Raw genomic sequence first — 21,304 nt, 5'->3', positions numbered from 1 at the left:
AGGACATCGAACCCCGCGCCCCGCCGCCCGAGCAGGGCGAAGCGCGCCGCCCGCAGCACCCCGCGGCCCCCGGGAAGGGGCGCTCCCCCCGGCCCCCTCCCGGCAAGTGCACCCGCGCCGAGACCGTCGGCGAGGTCCGCGCCCACGCCCGGCCGCCGCCCCGGCCCAGGACGCCGGGTTCGCGCCCCGCGGCACGCTCCCCGTGGGGGTCAGCTCCTGCGGCGCCGGGTCAGGGCGAACGCGCCGGCGCCCGCCGCGATCAGGGCGAGCGCCCCGCCCGCGATGTACGGCGTCGCCGAGCTGCCGCCGGTCTCGGCCAGCCCCGCCTGCTCGGCGGGCGCGCCCTGCGGCCTGACGTCGCCGGCCGGGTCCGGGCTCTGGCGAGCGGGCGCGGGCGGGGCCTCGCAGGTCGCCTCCGCCAGGGTGAGCGTGCCCTCCACCTCGGCGACGTTGAGCTTCAACGGGTTGACGGAGACCTTCAGTTCGAGAGCGGTCGCGGCGGCCGTGCGCGAGGTGGTCCGCTTCCGGGACAGGTCCAGGCGCACCTCGCCGACGCCGGGCACCTCGACGTTCGTCGGACCGGCGGGGGTGAGCGTGACCTTCTTGCCGAGGACCGTGACCGAGCCGAGCAGGCTCGCGGAGGCGACGGGCGCCTTCCCGGCCTCGCAGGTCGCCTTCGCGGTGACCTGCTGCACCTCGACGAGCGAGAGCAGCGGCAGGCCGGGCACGTGCAGCCTGGCGTGGGCGAGGGTGGTGGAGCCCTCGGCCCGGCCGGCGGTGACCGTCGCCCGCGCGTCCGCCACCTCCGCGCTCAGCACGCTGAACGGCTTCCCGCCGTTCACGCCGTCCAGCCGGGCGGTCAGCGCGGTCTTCCGGGCGCTCCGCGGCGCCTCGACCTGGTTGAGGGAGACCGTGAGCGGGACGTTCACGGTCTTGTCGAGCAGGCCGACGTCGAGCCCGGTGCGCAGGACTACGGCGCTCGCGCGGCCGTGGTCGGCGGTCGCGTGGGCGGAGCCGGAGCCGGCCAGGGCCGCGGGACCGGCGGCCAGGGCGGTGACCGCCGTGACGGTGGCGAGCCGGCGTGCGGGCATGCGGAAGCTGTTGCCGTTCAAGGTGGTGGGACCCCCCAGAAGAGACGTGCTCGGGACCCGCCAACAATTGCGCTCGTCGGGGTGAACTGGCGTCCATACGGCACCAGTTCACCCCAACGAGCGTTCCCCGTGAACGCATTCGATTACGGCCGGGACTCCCCCGCGACGGGGCGGAGCGCTCAGCCGACGACCCGGCCCTCGAGCACCACCCTGCGCGGGGCCGCCAGCACGCGCACGTCCGCCCGCGGGTCGGCCTCGTACACCACGAGGTCGGCCGGCGCGCCCTCCTCCAGGCCGGGACGGCCGAGCCAGTCGCGCGCGCCCCAGGTCGTCGCGGACAGGGCCGCCACGGCCGGGATTCCGGCGGTGACCAGTTCCGCCACCTCGCCCGCCACCAGGCCGTGGGCGAGGTGACCGCCGGCGTCGGTGCCGACGTAGACGGGGATGCCGGCGTCGTAGGCGCCGCGGACGGTGTCGTAGCGGCGTTCGTACAGCCGGCGCATGTGGGCCGACCACTGCGGGAACCTCGCCTCGCCGCCCGCGGCGAGCTGCGGGAACGTCGCGATGTTGACCAGCGTCGGGACGATGGCGACGCCCCGCTCGGCGAACAGCGGGATCAGGTCGTCGGTGAGGCCGGTGGCGTGCTCGATGCAGTCGATGCCCGCCTCGACCAGGTCGCGCAGGGAGTTCTCGGCGAAGCAGTGGGCGGTGACGCGGGCGCCGAGCCGGTGGGCCTCGGCGATGGCGGCCCGGGCCGCGTCGGCCGGCCAGCTGGGGGCCAGGTCGCCGAGGTCGCGGTCGATCCAGTCGCCGACCAGCTTCACCCAGCCGTCGCCGCGGCGCGCCTCCCGCGCGACGTACTCGACGAGGGCGTCGGGCTCGATCTCCCAGGCGTAGCCGCGCATGTAGCGGCGGGTGCGGGCGATGTGCCGGCCGGCCCGGATGATCTTCGGGAGGTCGTCGCGGTCGTCGATCCAGCGGGTGTCGGAGGGCGAGCCGGCGTCGCGGATCAGCAGGGTGCCCGCGTCCCGGTCGGTCAGGGCCTGCTTCTCGGCCACGTCCTCGTCGACCGGGCCGTGCGGGCCGAGGCCGACGTGGCAGTGCGCGTCGACGAGGCCGGGCAGCGCCCAGCCCTCCACGCTGCGGACGTCGCGCGCCCCGGCGGGACGGTCGTAGGAGATCCGCCCGCCGACGACCCACAGCTCGTCGCGAACGTCGTCGGGCCCGGCCAGGACCCGGCCCTTCACGTGCAGCACCGCCTGATCGCTCATGCACGGCACTCTAGTGACCGGCTATTCGCCCTGGGCCACCCGGTCCGGGGTCTCCTCCACGTCGGCCATCGCCGGGTCCAGCAGGCGGGAGAGGAAGTGGCGGGTGCGGTCGTGGCGGGGGCTGCCGATGACCTGGGCCGGTGTGCCGTCCTCGACGATCACGCCGCCGTCCATGAAGACGACCCGGTCGGCGACCTCGCGGGCGAAGGTCATCTCGTGGGTGACGACCATCATGGTCATGCCCTCGTCGGCGAGCATCCGCATCACCGCGAGGACGTCCCCGACCAGCTCGGGGTCGAGCGCCGAGGTCGGCTCGTCGAACAGCATCACCTCGGGCCCCATCGACAGTGCGCGGGCGATGGCCACGCGCTGCTGCTGGCCGCCGGAGAGGGAGGCGGGGTAGGCGCCGGCCTTCTCCGCCAGGCCCACCCGCCGGAGGTTCTCGGCGGCGACCTTCGCGGCCGTCGCCTTGTCCCGCCGCAGCACCCGGCGCTGCGGCAGCGTGAGGTTCTCGGTGACGGTGAGGTGCGGGAAGAGGTTGAACTGCTGGAAGACCATGCCGATACGGCGGCGTGCGGCGTCGATGTCGACGTCGGGGTCGGTGAGTTCGACGCCGCCGACGAAGACCTGGCCGCGGGTGGGCTCCTCCAGCAGGTTGACGCAGCGCAGCAGGGTCGACTTGCCGGAGCCGGACGGGCCGATGACGCACACCACCTCGCCCCGGGCGATCTCCAGGTCGATGCCGCGCAGCACCTCGTTGTCGCCGAAGGACTTGTGCAGCCCCTGGAGCCGGATCTCTGCGGTACTGCTCACTTGACGGCCTCCTGGGCCTTCGCCTCCAGGCGGCGGACGACGAAGCCGAGCGGGATGGTCACCAGCAGGTAGCACAGGCCGGCGACGAGGATCGGCGTGGAGTTGGCGGTCGTGCTGGCCAGGTCGCGGCCGTACTTGGACAGTTCGCGCTCCTCCAGGGTGACGCCGAGGAAGAGCACCAGCGAGGAGTCCTTGAACAGCAGCACCAGTTCGTTGGTCAGCGGCGGGATGATGATGCGGAACGCCTGCGGGACGACGATCGAGACCATCGCCCGGGCGGGCGAGAAGCCCAGCGAACGGGCCGCCTCCAGCTGCCCCTTGGGCACCGCCTGGATGCCCGCGCGGATCGTCTCGGCCATGTACGCGGCGGCCACCAGGCCCAGCGCGAGCGCGACCTTGCCGTACGTGCCGCCGACGATCTCCGTGCCGGGGAAGGCCAGCGGTACGGCCACGCCGATGAAGATGAAGATCAGCAGCGCGGGCAGGCCGCGGAAGATCTCGATGTAGACGCCGGCGAGCCAGCGGTAGGGGCCGACCGACGACAGCCGCATCAGCGCGACGACCATGCCGAGGGCCAGCCCCACGACGAAGCCGGACACCGTGTACAGGACGGTGTTCTTCAGCGCCAGCGTGATGATCTCGGGGAACATCTGCCGCGCGATGTCCCACTGCGCGAACTGGTTGCGCAGCCGCCCCCAGTCGGCCGAGGCCGCGAAGGCGGCCACGGCGGCGACGAAGACGACGTACTGCGCGCCGCGCGACAGACGGCGCTTCTGCCGCCGGGTCAGCCCCTTCCTGCGGGGCGGGGCCGGGGTGCGGAGGTCCGTGTCGGTCATGAGGCGGAGGGCGACGCGGCGGAGGCGTCGTAGGGGCCGATCCACTTCTCGTACAGCTTCTTGTACGTGCCGTCGGCCTTCGCGTCCTTGATCGCCTTGTTGACCGCGGCGAGGAGCTTCGTGTTGCCCTTCTTCACCGTGAAGCCGTACTGCTCGCCGGTGCTGAGGTTGTCGGCGACCTCGAACGCGGAGGCGTTGGCCTTGTCCTTCAGCCAGCCCTGCACGACCGGGTAGTCGATGATCACGGCCTTGACCTGCCCGGTGCGCAGACCGTTGAGGACGGCGTCGGAGGACTCGAAGGAGACCGGGTCGAAGCCCTTGCTCCTGGCGTAGTCCTCGCCGGTGGTCTGCGCCTGGGCGCCGAGCTTGACGCCCTTGGCCTTTACGTCGGCGAGCGAGCGGACGCCGCTGCCGCGGTCGACGAGGACGGCCTGGGTGGCGTCGAAGTAGGGGTCGGAGAAGTCGACGTTCTTCTTGCGCTCCTCGGTGATGGTCATGCCGGCGGCGGCCAGGTCGCACCGGCCGGAGTTGAGGAACGCGCCGGTCTTGAAGTTCTCGAACGGCGTGTCGACGATCTGCTGCCGCACCCCGAGGTCCTTGGCGACCAGGTCGACGAGGGAGACGTCGAAGCCCTGCGCCTTGCCGTCGATCTCCGACTGGAACGGCGGGTACGGCAGGTGGGTGCAGGTGGTGAGCTGTCCGGCCTTCACCAGTTCGACCCCGCCGGCCGCGGTCTTGCCGCCGCTGCCGCCGCTGCCGCTCGAGGTGCAGCCGGCCACGAGGACCAGCCCGGCCGTCGCGGTGGTGGCGGCCAGAAAGCGGATCCGGCGCCCGGGGACGGTGTTCACTGGGGACCTCCTGTGGGGGAACTGTGGCTTCCGATTATAAGGACATGTTTGAGTGTCTCAAACAAATTCGATGGCTGCGGAGCCGTACAGCCTGAGAAGTCGCCGGTCGGGGGCGGTGCGGAGGCAGGGATTACGCTCGACTGCGTCTACCCCGCCAGCGAGAAGAGAGCCCTGTCGTGACCCACCCCCTTCTGGACCTCGCCCCGCTGAGCGCCGCCCGCTTCGCCTCCATCGAGGACCGCGTGGCACGGCTGCTCGGCACCGCCCAGGACGTCCTGATCACGCAGGGCGAGGCCCTGCTGCCGCTGGAGGGCGCGATCCGTGCGACGGCGGGGCCGGGGACGACCGCGCTGAACGTGATCACCGGCCCGTACGGGCAGACCTTCGGCGACTGGCTGCGGGACTGCGGCGCGACGGTCGTCGACCTGGCGGTGCCCTTCCACACGGCCGTGCGCGCCGAGCAGGTCCGGGAGGCGTTCGAGGCGCATCCGGAGATCGACTTCGTGTCCCTGGTGCACGCGGAGGCGGCGACCGGCAACACCAACCCGGTCGCGGAGATCGGCGAGGTGGTGCGGGAGCGCGGCGCGCTGTTCTACCTGGACGCCGTGGCGTCGGTCGGCGCGGAGCCGGTGCTGCCGGACGCGTGGGGGGTGGACCTGTGCGTCATCGGGGCGCAGAAGGCGATGGGCGGGCCGGCCGGCGTCTCGGCGGTGTCGGTGAGCGCGCGGGCGTGGGCGCGGATGGCCGCGAACCCGCGGGCCCCGCGCCGGTCGTACCTCTCGCTGCTGGACTGGAAGGAGCGCTGGATCGACGGCGGGCGCAAGGCACTGCTGCACGCTCCGGCACAACTGGAGATGCTCGCCCTGGAGGCGTGCCTGGAGCGGATCGAGACGTCGGGCCTGGACACGGTGATGGCCCGGCACGCGTCGGCCGCCGCCGCGACCCGGGCGGGCGCCCTGGCGATGGGCGGCGGGCTGGAGCCGTACGTGTACGAGGCCCGGGAGGCGGCGCCGGTCGCCACCACGCTGCGGGTGCCGGCGGAGACGGTGGCGTCGGAGCTGGTGGCACGCGCCCTGGAGGCCGACCCCGCGCTGCCGCTGGCCGCGGGCGGGGGCGCGCTGGCCAAGGAGATGATCCGGGTCAACCACTACGGGCCGGACGCCTCCGTGGAGACGGTGCGGCGCTGCCTGGCCGCGCTCGGCGCCGCGCTGGCGGAGCGGGGCCTGACGGTGGACGTGGCGGCGGCGGACCGGGCGGCACAGGGTGCGGTATCGCATCAGCAGGATTAGCAGAAACTAATTCAGAGGTAATTCCGGAGTTTATCAACGGGCAGTCGACCTTCGTCTTCTGCCCGCTTTTTCTTGGCCTAAACGCGAAGATTCTGCGAACGCCGACCGGCGCAATTCAAGCGGATCCCGTGTAGGTCACATGGGTGTGACGCGTTACACATCCCGACCGATTTGTCATTGTTCATGCCGGTCAAAACCGGATGTTCGGGGCGGCTTTCGCGCAATCGCACGCGCCCGCGCGATAACACAGGACCCCTGCGCAGGTAACCCCCTCGCGCGATGCATTTTTGCAATTCCCTCGGTAAGTTCAATTTGCATGACTGCCGCACAAGCAGAACTGCAAATAGACCGTCCGTCGGTCGCGGACGGCGCCGCTCTGTGGCGTATCGCGAAGGACTCGAAGACCCTCGACCTGAACTCGTCGTACAGCTATCTGCTGTGGTGCCGCGACTTCGCCGGCACCACGGCCGTGGCCCGTGACGAGCACGGAGAACCGGTCGGCTTCGTCACCGGCTACGTACGGCCGGACCGTCCGCGCACCCTGCTGGTCTGGCAGGTGGCGGTGGATGAGACGTACCGCGGGCGGGGGCTCGCGGCCGCGCTGCTCGACGCCCTGGCGGCCCGGGCCGTCACGGAGCACGGGCTGACCACGCTCGAGACGACCATCACCCCGGGCAACACCGCCTCCGAGCGGTTGTTCGCCTCGTTCGCCGAGCGGCACGGCGCACGGGTGGAGCGCGAGGTGCTGTTCGGCGCGGACCTGTTCCCCGACGGCCCGCACGACGCCGAGGTCCTCCACCGCATCGGCCCCCTCACCCCCTGACGCCCCCAGGCCACTCCCGCCCCCGCACTCCCGCACACCCTCCCCACGCACTCCCCCACGCAACGAGGAGCGATTCGCCGTGACCATCACCCAGCCCGACCTGAGCGTCTTCGAGACCGTCGAGTCCGAGGTGCGCAGCTACTGCCGCGGCTGGCCCACCGTCTTCGACCGCGCGCACGGCAGCCGCATGTACGACGAGGACGGCCACGAGTACCTGGACTTCTTCGCCGGCGCCGGCTCGCTGAACTACGGGCACAACAACCCGGTCCTGAAACGGGCGTTGATCGACTATCTGGAGCGCGACGGCGTCACCCACGGGCTGGACATGTCGACCACCGCCAAGCGCGCCTTCCTGGAGTCCTTCCAGAACCTGGTGCTCAGGCCGCGCGACCTGCCGTACAAGGTCATGTTCCCGGGGCCGACCGGCACCAACGCCGTGGAGTCGGCGCTGAAGCTGGCGCGGAAGGTGAAGGGCCGCGAGGCGATCGTGTCGTTCACCAACGCCTTCCACGGCATGTCGCTGGGCTCGCTCGCCGTCACCGGCAACGCCTTCAAGCGGGCCGGGGCCGGCGTCCCGCTGGTGCACGGCACGCCGATGCCGTTCGACAACTACTTCGACGGGCAGGTCCCGGACTTCCTGTGGTTCGAGCGGCTGCTGGAGGACCAGGGCTCCGGGCTCAACAAGCCCGCCGCGGTCATCGTCGAGACCGTGCAGGGCGAGGGCGGCATCAACGTCGCGCGCCCCGAGTGGCTGCGCGCGCTCGCCGGGCTGTGCGAGCGGCAGGACATGCTGCTGATCGTCGACGACATCCAGATGGGCTGCGGCCGTACCGGCGCCTTCTTCTCCTTCGAGGAGGCGGGGATCGTGCCGGACATCGTCACCGTGTCCAAGTCGATCAGCGGTTACGGCCTGCCGATGTCACTGTGCCTGTTCAAGCCGGAGCTGGACATCTGGGAGCCGGGCGAGCACAACGGCACCTTTCGTGGCAACAACCCCGCGTTCGTGACGGCCACCGCCGCCCTGGAGGCGTACTGGGCGGACGGCTCCGCGATGGAGAAGCAGACCCGGACCCGCGGCGAGCAGGTCGAGCAGGGGCTGATCGCCGTCGCCGAGGAGAACCTCGCCGACGTCAAGGAGTACCGGGGCCGCGGGCTGGTGTGGGGCCTGGAGTTCCACGACAAGGGGCGCGCGGAGAAGGTCGCGCGGCGCGCCTTCGAACTCGGGCTGCTGATCGAGACGTCCGGCCCGGAGAGCGAGGTCGTCAAGCTGCTCCCGGCGCTCACCGTCAGCCCCGAGGAGCTGGACGAGGGCCTGAGCGTCCTCGCCCGGTCGGTCCGCGAGACCGCCTGACCATCCGGATCACCCACCTAGGAGGCATCGCAGCACCGTGATCGTCCGTTCGTTCAAGGACATCGAAGGCACCGACCGGCATGTGAAGGCCGCGTCCGGCACCTGGGAGAGCAAGCGCATCGTCCTCGCCAGGGAGAGGGTCGGCTTCTCCCTGCACGAGACGATCCTGTACGCCGGGACCGAGACGTCGATGTGGTACGCCAACCACATCGAGGCCGTCGTCTGCACTGAAGGCGAGGCCGAACTCACCGACCACGAGACCGGGAAGACGTACACGATCACTCCCGGCACCATGTACCTCCTCGACGGCCACGAGCGGCACACGCTGAAGGTCAAGGAGGATTTCCACTGCGTCTGCGTGTTCAACCCGCCCGTCACCGGCCGGGAGGACCACGACGAGAACGGCGTGTACCCCCTGCTCACCGAGCCCGAGGAGGTGTGAGGACCCATGACCACCGCTCCCGTGCAGGATCTCTACCCGACGCGCGGCACCAGCGAGGTGACCGTCCCGCGCCCGGACCCGGTCGTCTGGGGCTCCCCGGACACGCCGGGGCCGGTCTCCACCACCGACCTCCAGCAGTACGAGCGCGACGGCTTCCTCGCCGTCGACCAGCTCATCACCCCCGACGAGGTGGAGGTCTGCCGGCGTGAGCTGGACCGGCTGGTCTCCGACCCGGCGATCCGCGCCGACGAACGGTCCGTCGTCGAGCCGAAGTCGAAGGAGATCCGGTCCGTCTTCGAAGTGCACCGGATCAGCGAGGTGTTCGCGAACCTGGTGCGCGACGAGCGGGTCGTCGGGCGGGCGCGGCAGATCCTCGGCTCGGACGTGTACGTCCACCAGTCGCGGATCAACGTCAAGCCCGGTTTCGGGGCGAGCGGCTTCTACTGGCACTCGGACTTCGAGACCTGGCACGCCGAGGACGGCCTGCCGAACATGCGGACGGTGTCGGTCTCGATCGCGCTGACCGAGAATCTCGACACCAACGGCGGGCTCATGATCATGCCGGGCTCGCACCGGACGTTCCTGGGCTGTGCCGGGGCCACGCCCGAGGACAACTACAAGAAGTCGCTGCAGATGCAGGACGCGGGCACGCCGTCCGACGAGGCGCTGACCGCGATGGCCTCCCGGTACGGCATCAGGCTGTTCACCGGGAAGGCCGGCTCGGCGACCTGGTTCGACTGCAACTGCATGCACGGGTCCGGCGACAACATCACGCCGTTCCCGCGCAGCAACGTCTTCATCGTGTTCAACAGCGTGGAGAACGCGGCCGTCGAGCCGTTCGCGGCGCCCGTGCGGCGGCCGGAGTTCATCGGCGCGCGGGACTTCACACCCGTGAGGTGACCCGCCCCCGCGCCGCCGACACCCCCGCCGCCGCGGCCGGTCAGCCGGACAGCACGTCCAGCAGCCGGTCGACGTCGGCGGGGGTGTTGTACAGGTGGAAGGAGGCCCGCAGGTTGCCCGCGCGGTCGGAGACCTCGATGCCCGCGTCGCTCAACCCGGGCTGCCGGTGGCCGAGTCCGGGCACCGACACGATCGCCGAGCCGGGCGCCGGGAGCGGTTCGTGGCCCAGTGCGGCCAGTCCCGCGCGGAAGCGGTCGGCGAGCGCGAGGTCGTGGGCGCGCACGGCGTCCACGCCGAGTTCCTCGATCAGCTCCAGGGAGGAGCGCAGCCCGGCGAAGGTGAACAGGGCGGGGCTGATGTCGAACCGCCGTGCGGAGCGGGCGAGTTCGGACACCGGCCCGTAGCAGCTCTGCCAGGGCTCCTCGCCCGCGACCCATCCGGCCAGGACCGGCGTCAGCCCGCCGAAGTCCTCCGGGACGACGAGGAAGGCCGCCCCGTGCGGGCCGAGCAGCCACTTGTAGGAGACCGTGGCCGCGAAGTCGTGGGCGGCGGCCTCCGCCGGCAGCCATCCGGCGGTCTGGGAGAAGTCGACGTACGTACGGGCCCCGTGCCGCCGGGCCGCCTCGCGCAGCGCGGGCAGGTCGGCGATCCGGCCGTCGGCGGACTGGGCGGCGCTGACCGCGACGAGCGCGGTGCCCGGCCGGACCGAGTCGGCGATCCGCTCCAGCGGCACGGTGCGCACCTTCAGGTCGCCGCGCACGTGGAACGGGTTCAACACGGAGGTGAAGTCGCCCTCGGCGGTGAGGACTTCGGCGCCGGCCGACAGCGACGCGGCGATCACCCCGGTGTGCGCGGCCACCGATGTCCCGGCCGCCACCCGGCCGGCCGGGACGCCGGCCAGCCGGGCGAAGGCGGCCCGGGACTTCTCCACGTCAGCGTGCAGCGGGCCCAGCGGCATGCCCTCGGCGCGCAGCAGCGCCGCTTCGTGCAGCGCGGCCACGGTACGGGCGGGCAGCAGTCCGTTGCTCGCGGTGTTCAGGTAGGTGTTCTTCGGGGCGAACTCGGAACGGACGAGGCTCTCGAAGGTCTCCATGGGTCCACTCTGGGCCCCGCGCGGACACCCGTCCATTGCGGATTTCTGCGTGACCGCCCCAAGCGGTGCTTATGAATGCGCTCCGGCCTGCGTCTTTTCGTGCTCGTCCCAGGCCTGGGCCAGTGCCTGGGCGAAGGCCTCGGCGGGCTGGGCGCCGGAGACGCCGTACCGCCGGCCGAGGACGAAGAAGGGGACGCCGGTCGCGCCGAGCCGTGCGGCCTCGCGCTCGTCGGCGCGGACGGCGTCTGCGTAGGCGTCCGGGTCGGCGAGCACCCCGCGGGCGTCCTCGGCGTCCAGACCGGCGGCGACGGCGAGTTCCACCAGCCGTTCGTGGTCGGCGTAGACGGAGCGCTCCTCGGCGAAGTTGGCGGTGTAGAGGATCTGGAGCAGTTCGCCCTGCCTGCCGTGCTCCTTCGCGAGGTGCAGCAGGCGGTGCATGTCGAAGGTGCTGCCGTGGTCGCGGCCCCGGGTGCGGTAGGCCAGGCCCTCGGCGGCGGCCAGCGCGGCCAGGTTCTCCTCACCGGCCTGCGCCTGCGCCTCGCTCATGCCGTACTTCTTCGTCAGCATGGTGAGGACGGGCTGGACGTCGTCCTTGGCGTGGCCCGGGTCCAGTTCGAAGGACCGGTGCACCACCTCGACCCGGTCGCGGTGCGGGAAGTCCGCGAGCGCCCTCTCGAAGCGGGCCTTGCCCACGTAGCACCAGGGGCAGGCGATGTCGCTCCAGATCTCGACGCGCATGGTTCGGCTTCCTGTCGGCTCGCACGGGTGCGGAGACTCCCTCCGCCGCATGCGTGAACGTTCAACGAGCCGGGGTCATTCCCCGGCCACGGTGAGGCGCAGCAGCAGGTGGTGGTCGTCCTCGGCCGGGGGCTGCCGGGGGTCCGGGGTCCAGCCCCGGCCGGCATAGAAGGCCTGGGCGCGCAGGTTGCCGATGTGCACGGCGAGGACGGCGGTCCGTCTGCCGTCGGCCTGCCACTCCTCCACGCAGGCCGTGTGCAGGGCGGTGCCGACGCCCCGGCCCCAGTGGCCGGGGTCGGTGTGCAGCTGCAACAGCTCGACCGGCTCCGCGGGCGCGCCCCGCGGGTCACGGAAGGAGGCGATGCCCACCAGGCGGCCGTCGAGTACCGCGCACAGCACGCGACGGTCGGCACGCCCGATGGCCTCCGCCCACCTGGCCGGCCAGTCGGTGCCGTCGTCGGGCGGGCCGTCCGGGTAGTACGTCGACCGGGCCCGGGCGTGCAGCGCGGCGACGGCCGCGGCCTCGGCGGGCAGGGCGGTCCTGACCACCGGGGGGCCGGCGGTCCGGTGCGTTCTGATCACGTGTCGGAGGACGCGCCCGGCGCGGGCGCGGTTCCCGGCAGGCGCCGGCCGGGCCGGGCGCGGTGGGCGCCCGGGGCGTTCAGCTTCCGTCTCGCAGGTCGCGCGGCCAGTTGGGCCGGAACTCGATGTGGTCGTAGGTCACCACGCAGCCCTCCCCCATCGGCGACTGCGCCAGGAAGCCGACCAGGGCCGCGCCCGTCTCCTCCTCGCCGCCCAGCGTGAACAGCCGGACGAAGGTCCAGCGTTCGCCGTCGCGGGAGGCGTGGAAGGCGAGGGCGCGGCCGGTGCGGCTCACCCGGAGCCACACCGAACTGCCGTCCACCGTGAAGGAGTTCGCGTCGTCGGAGTGGCCGCGGGTGACCACCGTGCACACCGTGGGCAGGTCCGGGGAGTACTCCAGGCAGAGCTTGGCCCAGGCCCGTTCGCCGACGTGGACGTAGAGCGCTCCGGCGTCGAAGGCGGCGCCGAAGCCGACCGTGACGCGCGCGATCAGCTGGAAGTCGCCCTCCGGCGCCCCGAGCAGGCGGGGCGCGTCGGAGGCGGGGTCCACCGCCTCCCCGGTGGGCGGTACGAACCGGTCCTGGCGGGCACCGGCCCACCCGGTGAGGACGCCGTCCTCGTAGGACCAGTGCCCGTCCGGGCCGTAGGTGCGCAGCGGGAAGGGCAGGGGCGGCAGTTCGACGTCCATCCGGCGAGTCTGCCAGGCCGGTGACCGCGCGGGCCGGGCGGGGGTCAGTGCTCGAGGCGGCCGTTGAAACGGCGGGGCAGGCCCAGCGGGTTGTCGTCCCGCAGCTCCGGCGGCAGCAGCGCCTCGGGAGCGCCCTGGTAGGCCACCGGGCGCATCCACCGCTCGATGGCCGTGCCGCCCACGGACGTCGACGTGGAGGTCGTCGCCGGGTAGGGACCGCCGTGGTGCTGGGCCGGGGCGACCGCGACTCCGGTCGGCCACCCGTTGACCAGCACCCGGCCCGCGATCGGCGTCAGCTCCGCCAGGATCTCCGCGCCGCGTCCCTCGCCCGCGGCCTCCTCCGTGGACAGGTGGACGGTGGCGGTGAGGTTGCCCGGCAGCCGCGACAGCACCTCACGCACGGCGGCCTCGTCCTCGTAGCGGGCCACCACGGTGACCGGTCCGAAGCACTCCTCCAGGAGCACGTCGTAGGCGCCCTCCTCGGCCAGCTTGTCCGCCGACACCACCAGGAAGCCCGCACTGACGGTGTGCTCGCCGCCCGCGCCGGGCGTCACCGGGGACTCCACCTCGGGCAGCGCGCTGCGCTCGGCGATACCGGCGAGGAAGTTGTCCCGCATCCGGTGGTCGAGCAGGACGCCGGCGTCGGTGTCGCTCACGGCGTCGGTGAGGGACTTCAGGAAGCGGTCGCCCGCCGCGCCGGACGGCGCCAGCACCAGGCCCGGCTTGACGCAGAACTGCCCGACGCCGAGCGTCATCGACCCGGCGAGGCCCGCGCCGATGGCCTCCGCCCGCTCGGCCGCGGCGGCCTCGGTGACGACGACCGGGTTCAGCGAGCCCAGCTCGCCGTGGAACGGGATCGGCACCGGCCGCGCCGCCGCCGCGTCGAACAGCGCCCGGCCGCCCCGGACGGAGCCGGTGAAGCCGGCGGCGGTCACCAGCGGGTGCTTGACCAGCTCGACGCCCGCCTCGAAGCCGTGCACCAGGCCGAGCACCCCGTCCGGGATGCCGTGCGCGGCGGCCGCCCGGCGCAGCACCTTGGCGACCAGCTCGGACAGGGCGGGGTGGTCGGGGTGGGCCTTGACGACGACCGGGCAGCCGGCCGCGAGGGCGCTCGCGGTGTCGCCGCCGGCGACGGAGAAGGCGAAGGGGAAGTTGGACGCGGAGTAGACCGCGACGACGCCGAGCGGCACCTTGTAGCGGCGCAGGTCGGGGATGGGCGGGGTCGCGGTGTCGTCGGGGTGGTTGATGATCACGTCGAGGAACGCGCCCTCGTCGACGATGTCCGCGAAGGCCCGCAGCTGGTAGCAGGTGCGGGCGAGTTCACCGGTGAGCCGGACCGGGCCGAGCGCGCTCTCCGCGTCGGCGGTCTCCACCAGCCCGTCCTTGGCCGCCTCCAGCTGTTCGGCGGCGGTGCGCAGGAAGGCGGAGCGCACGGCGCGGTCGGCGAGGGCCCCGCGGGCGGCGTGCGCGGCGCGGACGGCGGCGTCCACCTCCTGGGCTGTGGCCTCCACCGCAACCTGCTCGCGCTGCTTCCCGGTACGGGGGTCGACACTCCAGACTGGTGCTGCTGCCACCGCGGTCCCTCCACGTATCTCCTGCGCCTTGTCGCCGCAGTTTCTGGGTTCATCCACCAGGGTGTTCGATATGCTGAACGGTGTCTCTGATGATGAATAGCTGTTGGAGACTATAGCTCCACAGTTCCGTCCGACGAAGGGGTAGAGGGCGATGGCGGCAGGCGAGACAGGCGGCGGCGGATCGCAGGTCAAGTCCGCGGTGCGGACCGTTGAATTGCTCGAGTACTTCGCCGGCCGCCCCGGCATGCACTCCCTCGCCTCGGTCCAGGAGGCCGTCGGCTACCCCAAGTCCAGCCTGTACATGCTGCTTCGCACGCTCGTGGAACTGGGCTGGGTGGAGACGGACGCGACGGGCACGCGGTACGGGATCGGGGTGCGGGCGCTGCTCGTCGGCACGTCGTACATCGACGGCGACGAGGTGGTCGCGGTGGCCCGGCCGACGCTGGACCGGCTGTCGGACGACACCACGGAGACCATCCACCTCGCCCGCCTGGACGGCACCAACGTCGTCTACCTCGCCACCCGCCAGTCGCAGCACTACCTGCGCCCCTTCACCCGGGTCGGCCGCCGGCTGCCCGCCCACTCCACCTCCCTCGGCAAGGCGCTGCTGAGCACGTACACCGACGAGCAGGTCCGCAAGCTGCTCCCGGAGACGCTGCCCGCCCTCACCGAGAACACCATCACGGACCGCGAGCAGCTCATCGAGGAACTGCACCAGGTCCGCGAGCAGGGTTTCGCCGTGGACCGCGAGGAGAACACGCTGGGGCTGCGCTGCTTCGGCGTGGCGATCCCGTACCGCACCCCGGCCCGGGACGCGATCAGCTGCTCGGTGCCGGTGGCGCGGCTGACCCCCGCGCACGAGCAGATGGTGAAGGACGCGCTGTTCGACGCGCGCGACCGGCTGACCCTGGCGACCCGGAGGCTTTGAGGGATGGACGTCGTACTGCGCGAGGTGCACGACAGCGATCTGCCGGTGTTCTTCCGGCAGATGAACGACCCGGAGGCGCTGCGTATGGCGGCCTTCACCGCGAAGGACCCCGCCGACCGGGTCGCGTTCGACGACCGGTGGGAGCGGATCCGGGCCTCGGACGCCGTCACGCGGACCGTCCTGGCCGACGGCGACGTGGTGGGCAGCGCGGCGGTGTACGGGGAGCCGGGCGAGCGCGAGGTGACGTACTGGGTGGACCGGGCCTACTGGGGGCGGGGCGTGGCCACGGCGGCGCTGCGCGCGCTGCTGGCCGAGGTGCCGGAGCGCCCGCTGTACGCCCGGGCGGCGGCGGACAACACCGGCTCGCGGCGGGTGCTGGAGAAGTGCGGCTTCCGTGAGACGGCCCGGGCGACCGGGTACGCGCCGGCCCGCGGCGCGGAGATCGACGAGGTCGTGCTGACCCTGCCGGGGTGAGCACCGCCCGGCCCGCGCCGGCCCCGGCGTTCACGGACGCCGGGGCGGCGGGCGTCACTTCACGCCGAGGATCTGCTCCACCGGGTCGATCGCGAAGTACACCAGGAACAGCGCCGAGACGCCCCACAGCAGCGGGTGCACCTCCCGCGCCTTGCCGAGGACCGACTTGATGACCACGTAGGCGAGGAAGCCCGCTCCGATGCCGTCGGTGATCGAGTACGTGAACGGCATCGCGGCGATGGTGAGGAACGCCGGGATGGCGATCTCGTACCTGTCCCAGTCGATGTGCTTGACGTGGGTCATCATCAGGAAGCCCACCGCGATCAGGGCGGGCGCCGCCGCCTGCAGCGGGACGATGGTCAGCAGCGGGGTGAGGAACAGCGCCAGCCCGAACAGGCCGCCGGTGACCAGGTTGGCCAGCCCGGTGCGGGCGCCCTCGCCGACGCCGGCCGCCGACTCGATGTAGGCGGTGTTGGAGGAGGCCGAGCCCATGCCGCCGGCGACCGCGGCGGCGCCGTCGATGAACAGCACCCGGCCGATCCCGGGCACCTGGCCCTTGTCGTCGAGCAGTCCGGCCTCGGCGCTGATGCCGACGATGGTGCCCATGGCGTCGAAGAAGTCCGACAGCACCAGGGTGAAGACCAGCAGGACGGCGGTGAGCACGCCGGCCTCGGCGAAGCCGCCGAACAGGCTGAAGTGGCCGACGAGTCCGAAGTCCGGGGCCTCCAGGATCCGGTCCGGGACCTTGGGCGTGGTCAGGCCCCAGCTCTTGATGTCGGCGACGGCGTCGATGACGATCGCGACGACCGTCATGGTGATGATGCTGATCAGGATCGCGCCCTTCACCTTGCGGGCGAGCAGCGCGATGGTGAGCAGCACGCCGAGGCAGAACACCAGCACCGGCCAGCCGGTGAGCCGGCCGACCGCGCCGAGCTGCACCGGCACGGTGGTGTGCGCGGCGTCCGGGATGCGGCTGACGAACCCGGCGTCGACGAAGCCGATGAAGGCGATGAACAGTCCGATGCCGACGCCGATGGCCTGTTTCAGCTGCTGCGGGATGGCGTTCATGATGGCCTCGCGCAGGCCGGTGAGGACCAGCACACAGATCAGGACGCCCTCCAGGACCACCAGGCCCATCGCGTCGTCCCAGCTCATCAGCGGGGCCAGCTGGAAGGCGACGACGGCGTTGAGGCCGAGCCCGGCGGCGATGGCGAGCGGGAGGTTGCCGCCGACGCCCATGATCACCGTCATCACGCAGGCCACCAGGGCGGTGGCGGTGACGAGTTGGCCGGTGTCGAGCGAGTGGCCGAACTTGTCCTTGGCGCTGCCCAGGATGATGGGATTCAGGACAAGGATGTAGGCCATGGTGAAGAACGTGGCGAAGCCGCCGCGTATCTCCCTGCCGAAGGTGGACCCCCGTTCGGAGATCTTGAAGAACCGGTCCAGGCCGTTCGCCGGGGGTGGCGCGGCGGCGGACCGGTCGGCCGCCTGCTGTGTCTCGGACATGCGGGTGCTCCCTGCCTGCTGGTGATCGATGCGGATGCTGGCTGGATTGTTCCCTCGGTGAGGCGGTTTCAGGTTTTCCCCGTGTTACGGAATCAGCCGGTCCGTCAGACTGCGTTCGAAGGCCCGTACGAGTGGCATGATCCGCCGCTGCTACGCTTCCGGATCTCGCCGGGGTCCTCCCCGGACCTACACATGTCATTCGCATGACACGCACAGAGAGGTCGCCCGTGGGCACTGTCGTCGACGACGCAGCCTCGGTGGAGTTCCATGACTTCTTCGAACGGCACTACGCCGAACTCGCCCGTCTCGCCCATCTGCTGACCGGCGAGGCGGACGCCGCCGACGACCTGGCGGCGGACGCGCTGCTCGCGCTGTGGCACCGCTGGGACCGGGTCCGCGAGGCCGACCACCCGGTGGCCTACGCCCGCGGGGTGGTCGCCAACCTGGCGCGCACCCGCATCCGCAGCGCCGTGCGTGAACGCCGGCGGATCTCCCTGTTCTGGTCGCAGCGCGAGGAGAAGACGGAGAACCCCGACGTGGCGGGCGTGGTCGACGTGCAGGAGGCCCTGCGCAGGCTGCCGTTCCGCAAACGGGCGTGCGTGGTGCTGCGGCACGCGTTCGACCTGTCGGAGAAGGACACCGCGCTCGCCCTGGGAGTGTCCGTGGGTACCGTGAAGAGCCAGACGTCCAAGGGCATGGCCGAACTGCAGAAGCTGCTCGGCTCCCAGGGCGTTCCACAGAAGGTGCACGCGGCGATGACACGCGGCGGCGAGAGCGGAGGACGGACCCGATGAGGCAGCAGGACGTGCATGTGGAGCTGCGCGCCCGGCTGCACGAGGCGGCGGAGGCGCACCAGCCGGACCGGGCCCGCATCCTGGCCCGCGTCGAGCGGGGCATGAGCGAGCACGGACGCACCGGCCACCGGGCGGTCCGGCCGCCGGTGTGGAGCTGGGCGCGCGTGGTGGGCGCCACGGCCGCGGTCGCGGGCATGCTCGCGGTCGGCGGCTACGCGGTGGCGTCCGCGGTGAAGGACGACACGCCGGCGCCGCCGCAGACGGTCGCCGTCTCGCCGACCCCGACCCCGTCGCCCGACGCGACCAGCCGCGCGCCGCTGCCGCCCGTGGACCCGACGCCGAGCGGGGCGCCGCCGTCCCGCACGCCGAGCACCTCCCCCTCCGGCAGGCCCTCCGCGTCCGCCACCGCGCTGCCGTCCGCCGACGCCGAGTCGGACGGCCCGCTGTGGTCCGACGGCTCGGTGGACCCGCACAGCAACGACTTCTGGGCGCAGAGCGACGTCACCCTGAAGACCAGCCGGGAACTGACCGCGCTCACCGTGCAGTTGAGGGTCGCGCAGACCGGCGGGGTGTCCTCGGCGGGCGCCTGGCGGTCCCTGCCGGAGCAGGACTTCACCGTCACGGTCGGGGAGCGGGACGGCTTCCTCGTCTACACCTGGGTGCTCAAGGAGGGCCGTACGGTCCCCAAGGGCGAGTGGGTGTTCGCCGGGCAGTACGACCACGCGCGCGGCGGCCGGGACGCCAAGGACGACAGCTACACGATCAGGGGCACGGCCGACGGCCGGCAGCGCACGGTGGGCGGCGGCTTCGCGGCCCACCCGGACGGCGAGGGCGACTCGTAAAAAAGATCTGCCGGAGGCGGCAACCCTTTCCGCGCGGGCGGCGACCAGGAAGCGCAAGGTCCCCCTCCCACGCAAGGAATGGCATGACTGCACGAGCAGAACAGCGCGTCCGCCACCGCCGCCGGGTCACCAGGCGGCGGGCGGTGATCAGCGGTGCCGCCGCTTTCGGCATCACCGGCGCGGCGATCGTCACGACGACGCTGTTGTCCTCCGCCGGCGCCGCGACCGCCTGGCCGACCGCCACCGGCAGCAAGGCCGTGTCCTCGACGATCGAGGTGTCGGGCACGTACGACGGCGCGCTGAAGAAGTTCTACGGTGCCGGCGATCTCGGCACCAGCAGCCAGAGCGAGAACCAGGGGCCGATCTTCGAGCTCGCCGACGGGGCCACGCTGAAGAACGTCATCATCGGCACCCCGGCCGCGGACGGCGTCCACTGCCTGGGCAGCTGCACGCTGCAGAACGTGTGGTGGCTGGACGTCGGCGAGGACGCGGCCTCCTTCAAGGGCAAGTCGTCGTCGGCCGTCTACAGGGTGACCGGCGGCGGCGCGAAGAACGCCGACGACAAGGTGCTGCAGTTCAACGGCGCGGGCAAGCTGACCGTGACCGGCTTCCAGGTGGAGAACTTCGGCAAGCTGGTGCGCTCCTGCGGCAACTGCAAGACGCAGTACAAGCGGACCGTCGTGCTCAGCGACATCGACGTCACCGCGCCCGGCAAGGCGATCGTCGGCGTCAACGCCAACTACGGCGACACCGCCACGCTGTCGAGGATCCGCGTCCACGGCGACAGCAAGAAGAAGATCAAGACCTGCGTCCGCTACAAGGGCAACAACACCGGCAAGGAGCCGACCGAGCTCGGCACCGGCGCGGACGGGACGACCTGCAAGTTCTCCTCGTCCGACATCACGTACGGCTGAGCGGGACAACCTCGCGCCCGTTTCTGACGTCTTCCGAAGTGCGGTGCACCGTGAACCTGCCGGCCTGAGCCCCCCTCGGCCGGCGGAAGGAACGCCCCGCCGGTGACGACCGGCGGGGCGTTCGCACGCCAGGGGTCGTCGGCGGTCAGTCCATGGTGGCGCCGATCGTGGTGGAGCCGGTCGTCAGGAAGGCGGTCGCCGGCAGCGACCCGTCCGACGCCCGGGCGCCGTGGGCGGTCGTCGCGTCCGTCGACCGGAACGACAAGGTGGCCACCCCGCGGTCCCAGTTGTTCGCCGCGGACGCCGTCGACGGGCCCAGCTTCGCCGGGCCGCCCTTGTCGCCCACCGCCAGGTTCCGCGCGAGCCGCGCCCTGCCCGTGGCGAACCAGAAGCCGGCCTCGGCGTTGGCGTAGGCGGTGTTGCGGTTCAGCGCGATCGCGCCGGTGTTGGAGTTCTCGGTGAAGCCGTTGCCGGTGTTGTCCCAGGCCGCGTCGTCGTTGACCACGTGCGCCACCGCGACGCCCCCGCCGCCCAGCTTGAACCCGTTGCCGTTGCCCTCGAAGGCGGGGTCGTGCCAGCGGTTCCTGCCGTTGCCGAAGGCCCAGGAGTGCTCGATGGTGACCGGCGAGGAGAACTGCCAGAGGTCGAGCCCGTCGTCGGAGTTGTCGAACAGCCGGGCGCCGGTGATCCTGTTGCCGGTGCCCGAGCCGAACTTGACGGCGATGCCGTCGGCGTTCTGACCATGGCCGTCGGCGTCGTAGTTGCCGTGGCTGTCCAGGTTCCGCACGAGGTTGTCCACCGTGCCGTCGCCGCGCAGGGTGAACCCGGAGTCGCCGTTGTCCGCGGTGACGAGGTTCTCGAAGATCCCGCCGGTGGAGGAGGTGACGACGAAGCCCTGGGCCGGGGAGTTCCGGAAGGTGAGGTTCTGGACGGTCCAGTAGCTGCCGTGGACGCCGGCGAGCCAGGACCCGTCGGGCAGCCGGGAGCCGTCGATCTTGACCTTCTCGCCGCCGTACGCCCGCAGCGTGATCCGGTTCGACGCGGTGCCACTGGCCGTGGACTTGAGGGTGGCCGTCGGGTAGTACGTGCCGGCGCGCACCTGGATGACGGTACCGGCGGCCGCGTTCCTGACGGCCGACTCCAGCTGGGCGGTGGTGGACACGGTGACCGTGGTGGTGGCGGCCCGGGCGCCGCCGCCCGACAGGCCGAGGTGGACGCCGCCGGCTCCCGCGGCGAGGGCCACCGTCGCCGCGATCGAGAGGGTGCGGGTCCTGCGGTGGCGTCCGGTGCTGTGACGCACTGGGCGCTCCTTTCCTAGGGGGAGGTTACGCGTCCCAGTCGCCACCGTGGCCGCGGGAGGTTGCCGGGGCCGTCCGGGAACGCACGGCGGGGGGGGGGGGGGGGGGGGGGGGGGGGGGGGGGGGGGGGGGGGGGGGGGGGGGGGGGGGGGGGGGGGGGGGGTGGGGGAGGGGGGGGGGGGGGGGGGGGGGGGGGTGGGGGGGGGGGA

At 72.2% G+C, this 21,304-nt stretch carries 22 protein-coding genes; 10 read left to right on the top strand and 12 right to left on the bottom strand.

Going from position 1 to position 21,304, the window contains the following annotated elements:
• Window positions 1-209: 209 nt before the first annotated feature.
• From ACZ5GT_RS37175 to ACZ5GT_RS37155, 5 genes are all read right to left on the bottom strand, one after another.
• The gene (locus ACZ5GT_RS37175; RefSeq protein ID WP_469035402.1) at window positions 210-1,112 is read right to left on the bottom strand and encodes an SCO1860 family LAETG-anchored protein; all 903 of its coding nucleotides are present in this window, start codon (window positions 1,110-1,112) and stop codon (window positions 210-212) included.
• Window positions 1,113-1,270: 158 nt separating this feature from the next.
• Entirely contained in the window at window positions 1,271-2,362 is a 1,092-nt protein-coding gene (locus ACZ5GT_RS37170; RefSeq protein WP_469035399.1) for an amidohydrolase family protein, read from the bottom strand.
• 21 nt (window positions 2,363-2,383) lie between these two features.
• Window positions 2,384-3,175 carry an amino acid ABC transporter ATP-binding protein gene (locus tag ACZ5GT_RS37165; protein WP_469035397.1) on the bottom strand — a complete coding sequence of 264 codons (792 nt, stop codon included), beginning with the start codon at window positions 3,173-3,175 and terminating at the stop codon, window positions 2,384-2,386.
• Window positions 3,172-4,011 (bottom strand): amino acid ABC transporter permease, encoded by an 840-nt coding sequence (locus ACZ5GT_RS37160; protein ID WP_469035395.1) that lies wholly within the window; start codon window positions 4,009-4,011, stop codon window positions 3,172-3,174. Before ACZ5GT_RS37160 ends, ACZ5GT_RS37165 begins: the two co-directional genes overlap by 4 nt.
• The gene (locus ACZ5GT_RS37155; RefSeq protein WP_469035393.1) at window positions 4,008-4,859 is read right to left on the bottom strand and encodes an ABC transporter substrate-binding protein; all 852 of its coding nucleotides are present in this window, start codon (window positions 4,857-4,859) and stop codon (window positions 4,008-4,010) included. Before ACZ5GT_RS37155 ends, ACZ5GT_RS37160 begins: the two co-directional genes overlap by 4 nt.
• Before the next feature lie 176 nt (window positions 4,860-5,035).
• On the opposite strand from ACZ5GT_RS37155, the gene ACZ5GT_RS37150 reads away from it, so the two are divergent.
• From ACZ5GT_RS37150 to thpD, 5 genes are all read left to right on the top strand, one after another.
• Entirely contained in the window at window positions 5,036-6,148 is a 1,113-nt protein-coding gene (locus ACZ5GT_RS37150; RefSeq protein ID WP_469035391.1) for a pyridoxal-phosphate-dependent aminotransferase family protein, read from the top strand.
• Between the two features lie 316 nt (window positions 6,149-6,464).
• Window positions 6,465-6,971, top strand: a complete 507-nt coding sequence (gene ectA, locus ACZ5GT_RS37145; RefSeq protein WP_469035389.1) for a diaminobutyrate acetyltransferase — start codon at window positions 6,465-6,467, stop codon at window positions 6,969-6,971.
• Between the two features lie 79 nt (window positions 6,972-7,050).
• Window positions 7,051-8,322 (top strand): diaminobutyrate--2-oxoglutarate transaminase, encoded by a 1,272-nt coding sequence (gene ectB / locus ACZ5GT_RS37140; protein ID WP_469035387.1) that lies wholly within the window; start codon window positions 7,051-7,053, stop codon window positions 8,320-8,322.
• Window positions 8,323-8,359: 37 nt separating this feature from the next.
• Window positions 8,360-8,764 carry an ectoine synthase gene (locus tag ACZ5GT_RS37135; protein WP_469035385.1) on the top strand — a complete coding sequence of 135 codons (405 nt, stop codon included), beginning with the start codon at window positions 8,360-8,362 and terminating at the stop codon, window positions 8,762-8,764.
• Window positions 8,765-8,770: 6 nt separating this feature from the next.
• Window positions 8,771-9,664, top strand: a complete 894-nt coding sequence (thpD, locus tag ACZ5GT_RS37130; RefSeq protein ID WP_469035383.1) for an ectoine hydroxylase — start codon at window positions 8,771-8,773, stop codon at window positions 9,662-9,664.
• Between the two features lie 40 nt (window positions 9,665-9,704).
• On the opposite strand, the gene ACZ5GT_RS37125 is transcribed toward thpD, so the two are convergent.
• From ACZ5GT_RS37125 to ACZ5GT_RS37105, 5 genes are all read right to left on the bottom strand, one after another.
• Window positions 9,705-10,757, bottom strand: coding sequence for an aminotransferase class V-fold PLP-dependent enzyme (locus ACZ5GT_RS37125; RefSeq protein ID WP_469035381.1), 1,053 nt, complete (start codon window positions 10,755-10,757; stop codon window positions 9,705-9,707).
• 69 nt (window positions 10,758-10,826) lie between these two features.
• Window positions 10,827-11,495: a DsbA family oxidoreductase gene (locus ACZ5GT_RS37120; RefSeq protein ID WP_469035379.1), complete on the bottom strand. Its 669-nt coding sequence runs from the start codon at window positions 11,493-11,495 to the stop codon at window positions 10,827-10,829.
• Window positions 11,496-11,570: 75 nt separating this feature from the next.
• On the bottom strand, window positions 11,571-12,074 hold the full coding sequence (locus tag ACZ5GT_RS37115; RefSeq protein ID WP_469035438.1) for a GNAT family N-acetyltransferase: 504 nt from the start codon (window positions 12,072-12,074) through the stop codon (window positions 11,571-11,573).
• A gap of 82 nt (window positions 12,075-12,156) precedes the next feature.
• Entirely contained in the window at window positions 12,157-12,765 is a 609-nt protein-coding gene (locus ACZ5GT_RS37110) for a DUF1349 domain-containing protein (RefSeq protein WP_469035377.1), read from the bottom strand.
• A 44-nt stretch (window positions 12,766-12,809) separates the two neighbouring features.
• Entirely contained in the window at window positions 12,810-14,339 is a 1,530-nt protein-coding gene (locus ACZ5GT_RS37105) for an aldehyde dehydrogenase (NADP(+)) (protein WP_469035374.1), read from the bottom strand.
• Window positions 14,340-14,490: 151 nt separating this feature from the next.
• On the opposite strand from ACZ5GT_RS37105, the gene ACZ5GT_RS37100 reads away from it, so the two are divergent.
• Together ACZ5GT_RS37100 and ACZ5GT_RS37095 are read left to right on the top strand one after the other, a co-directional pair.
• Window positions 14,491-15,267 carry an IclR family transcriptional regulator gene (locus tag ACZ5GT_RS37100; RefSeq protein WP_469035372.1) on the top strand — a complete coding sequence of 259 codons (777 nt, stop codon included), beginning with the start codon at window positions 14,491-14,493 and terminating at the stop codon, window positions 15,265-15,267.
• A 3-nt stretch (window positions 15,268-15,270) separates the two neighbouring features.
• Window positions 15,271-15,741 carry a GNAT family N-acetyltransferase gene (locus ACZ5GT_RS37095; RefSeq protein ID WP_469035370.1) on the top strand — a complete coding sequence of 157 codons (471 nt, stop codon included), beginning with the start codon at window positions 15,271-15,273 and terminating at the stop codon, window positions 15,739-15,741.
• Window positions 15,742-15,795: 54 nt separating this feature from the next.
• Here the strand turns inward: ACZ5GT_RS37095 and ACZ5GT_RS37090 are convergent, their stop codons facing one another.
• Window positions 15,796-17,247, bottom strand: a complete 1,452-nt coding sequence (locus ACZ5GT_RS37090; RefSeq protein WP_469035368.1) for an NCS2 family permease — start codon at window positions 17,245-17,247, stop codon at window positions 15,796-15,798.
• Window positions 17,248-17,474: 227 nt separating this feature from the next.
• Between ACZ5GT_RS37090 and ACZ5GT_RS37085 the strand changes: the two genes are divergently transcribed.
• From ACZ5GT_RS37085 to ACZ5GT_RS37075, 3 genes are all read left to right on the top strand, one after another.
• A complete protein-coding gene (locus ACZ5GT_RS37085; RefSeq protein WP_469035367.1) occupies window positions 17,475-18,041 on the top strand; it encodes a SigE family RNA polymerase sigma factor in 567 nt (188 codons plus the stop codon).
• Entirely contained in the window at window positions 18,038-18,883 is an 846-nt protein-coding gene (locus ACZ5GT_RS37080; protein ID WP_469035366.1) for a hypothetical protein, read from the top strand. Before ACZ5GT_RS37085 ends, ACZ5GT_RS37080 begins: the two co-directional genes overlap by 4 nt.
• A gap of 83 nt (window positions 18,884-18,966) precedes the next feature.
• Window positions 18,967-19,797 carry a pectate lyase gene (locus tag ACZ5GT_RS37075; RefSeq protein WP_469035364.1) on the top strand — a complete coding sequence of 277 codons (831 nt, stop codon included), beginning with the start codon at window positions 18,967-18,969 and terminating at the stop codon, window positions 19,795-19,797.
• Between the two features lie 145 nt (window positions 19,798-19,942).
• Here ACZ5GT_RS37075 and ACZ5GT_RS37070 read toward each other — a convergent pair whose 3' ends face one another.
• On the bottom strand, window positions 19,943-21,097 hold the full coding sequence (locus ACZ5GT_RS37070; RefSeq protein ID WP_469035363.1) for a right-handed parallel beta-helix repeat-containing protein: 1,155 nt from the start codon (window positions 21,095-21,097) through the stop codon (window positions 19,943-19,945).
• Between the last annotated feature and the right edge of the window lie 207 nt (window positions 21,098-21,304).

Source organism: Streptomyces sp. NPDC031340 (genome assembly GCF_055569945.1).
Note: the sequence above shows the minus strand (reverse complement) of the source record. Positions and strands in the feature narration are given on the sequence as shown.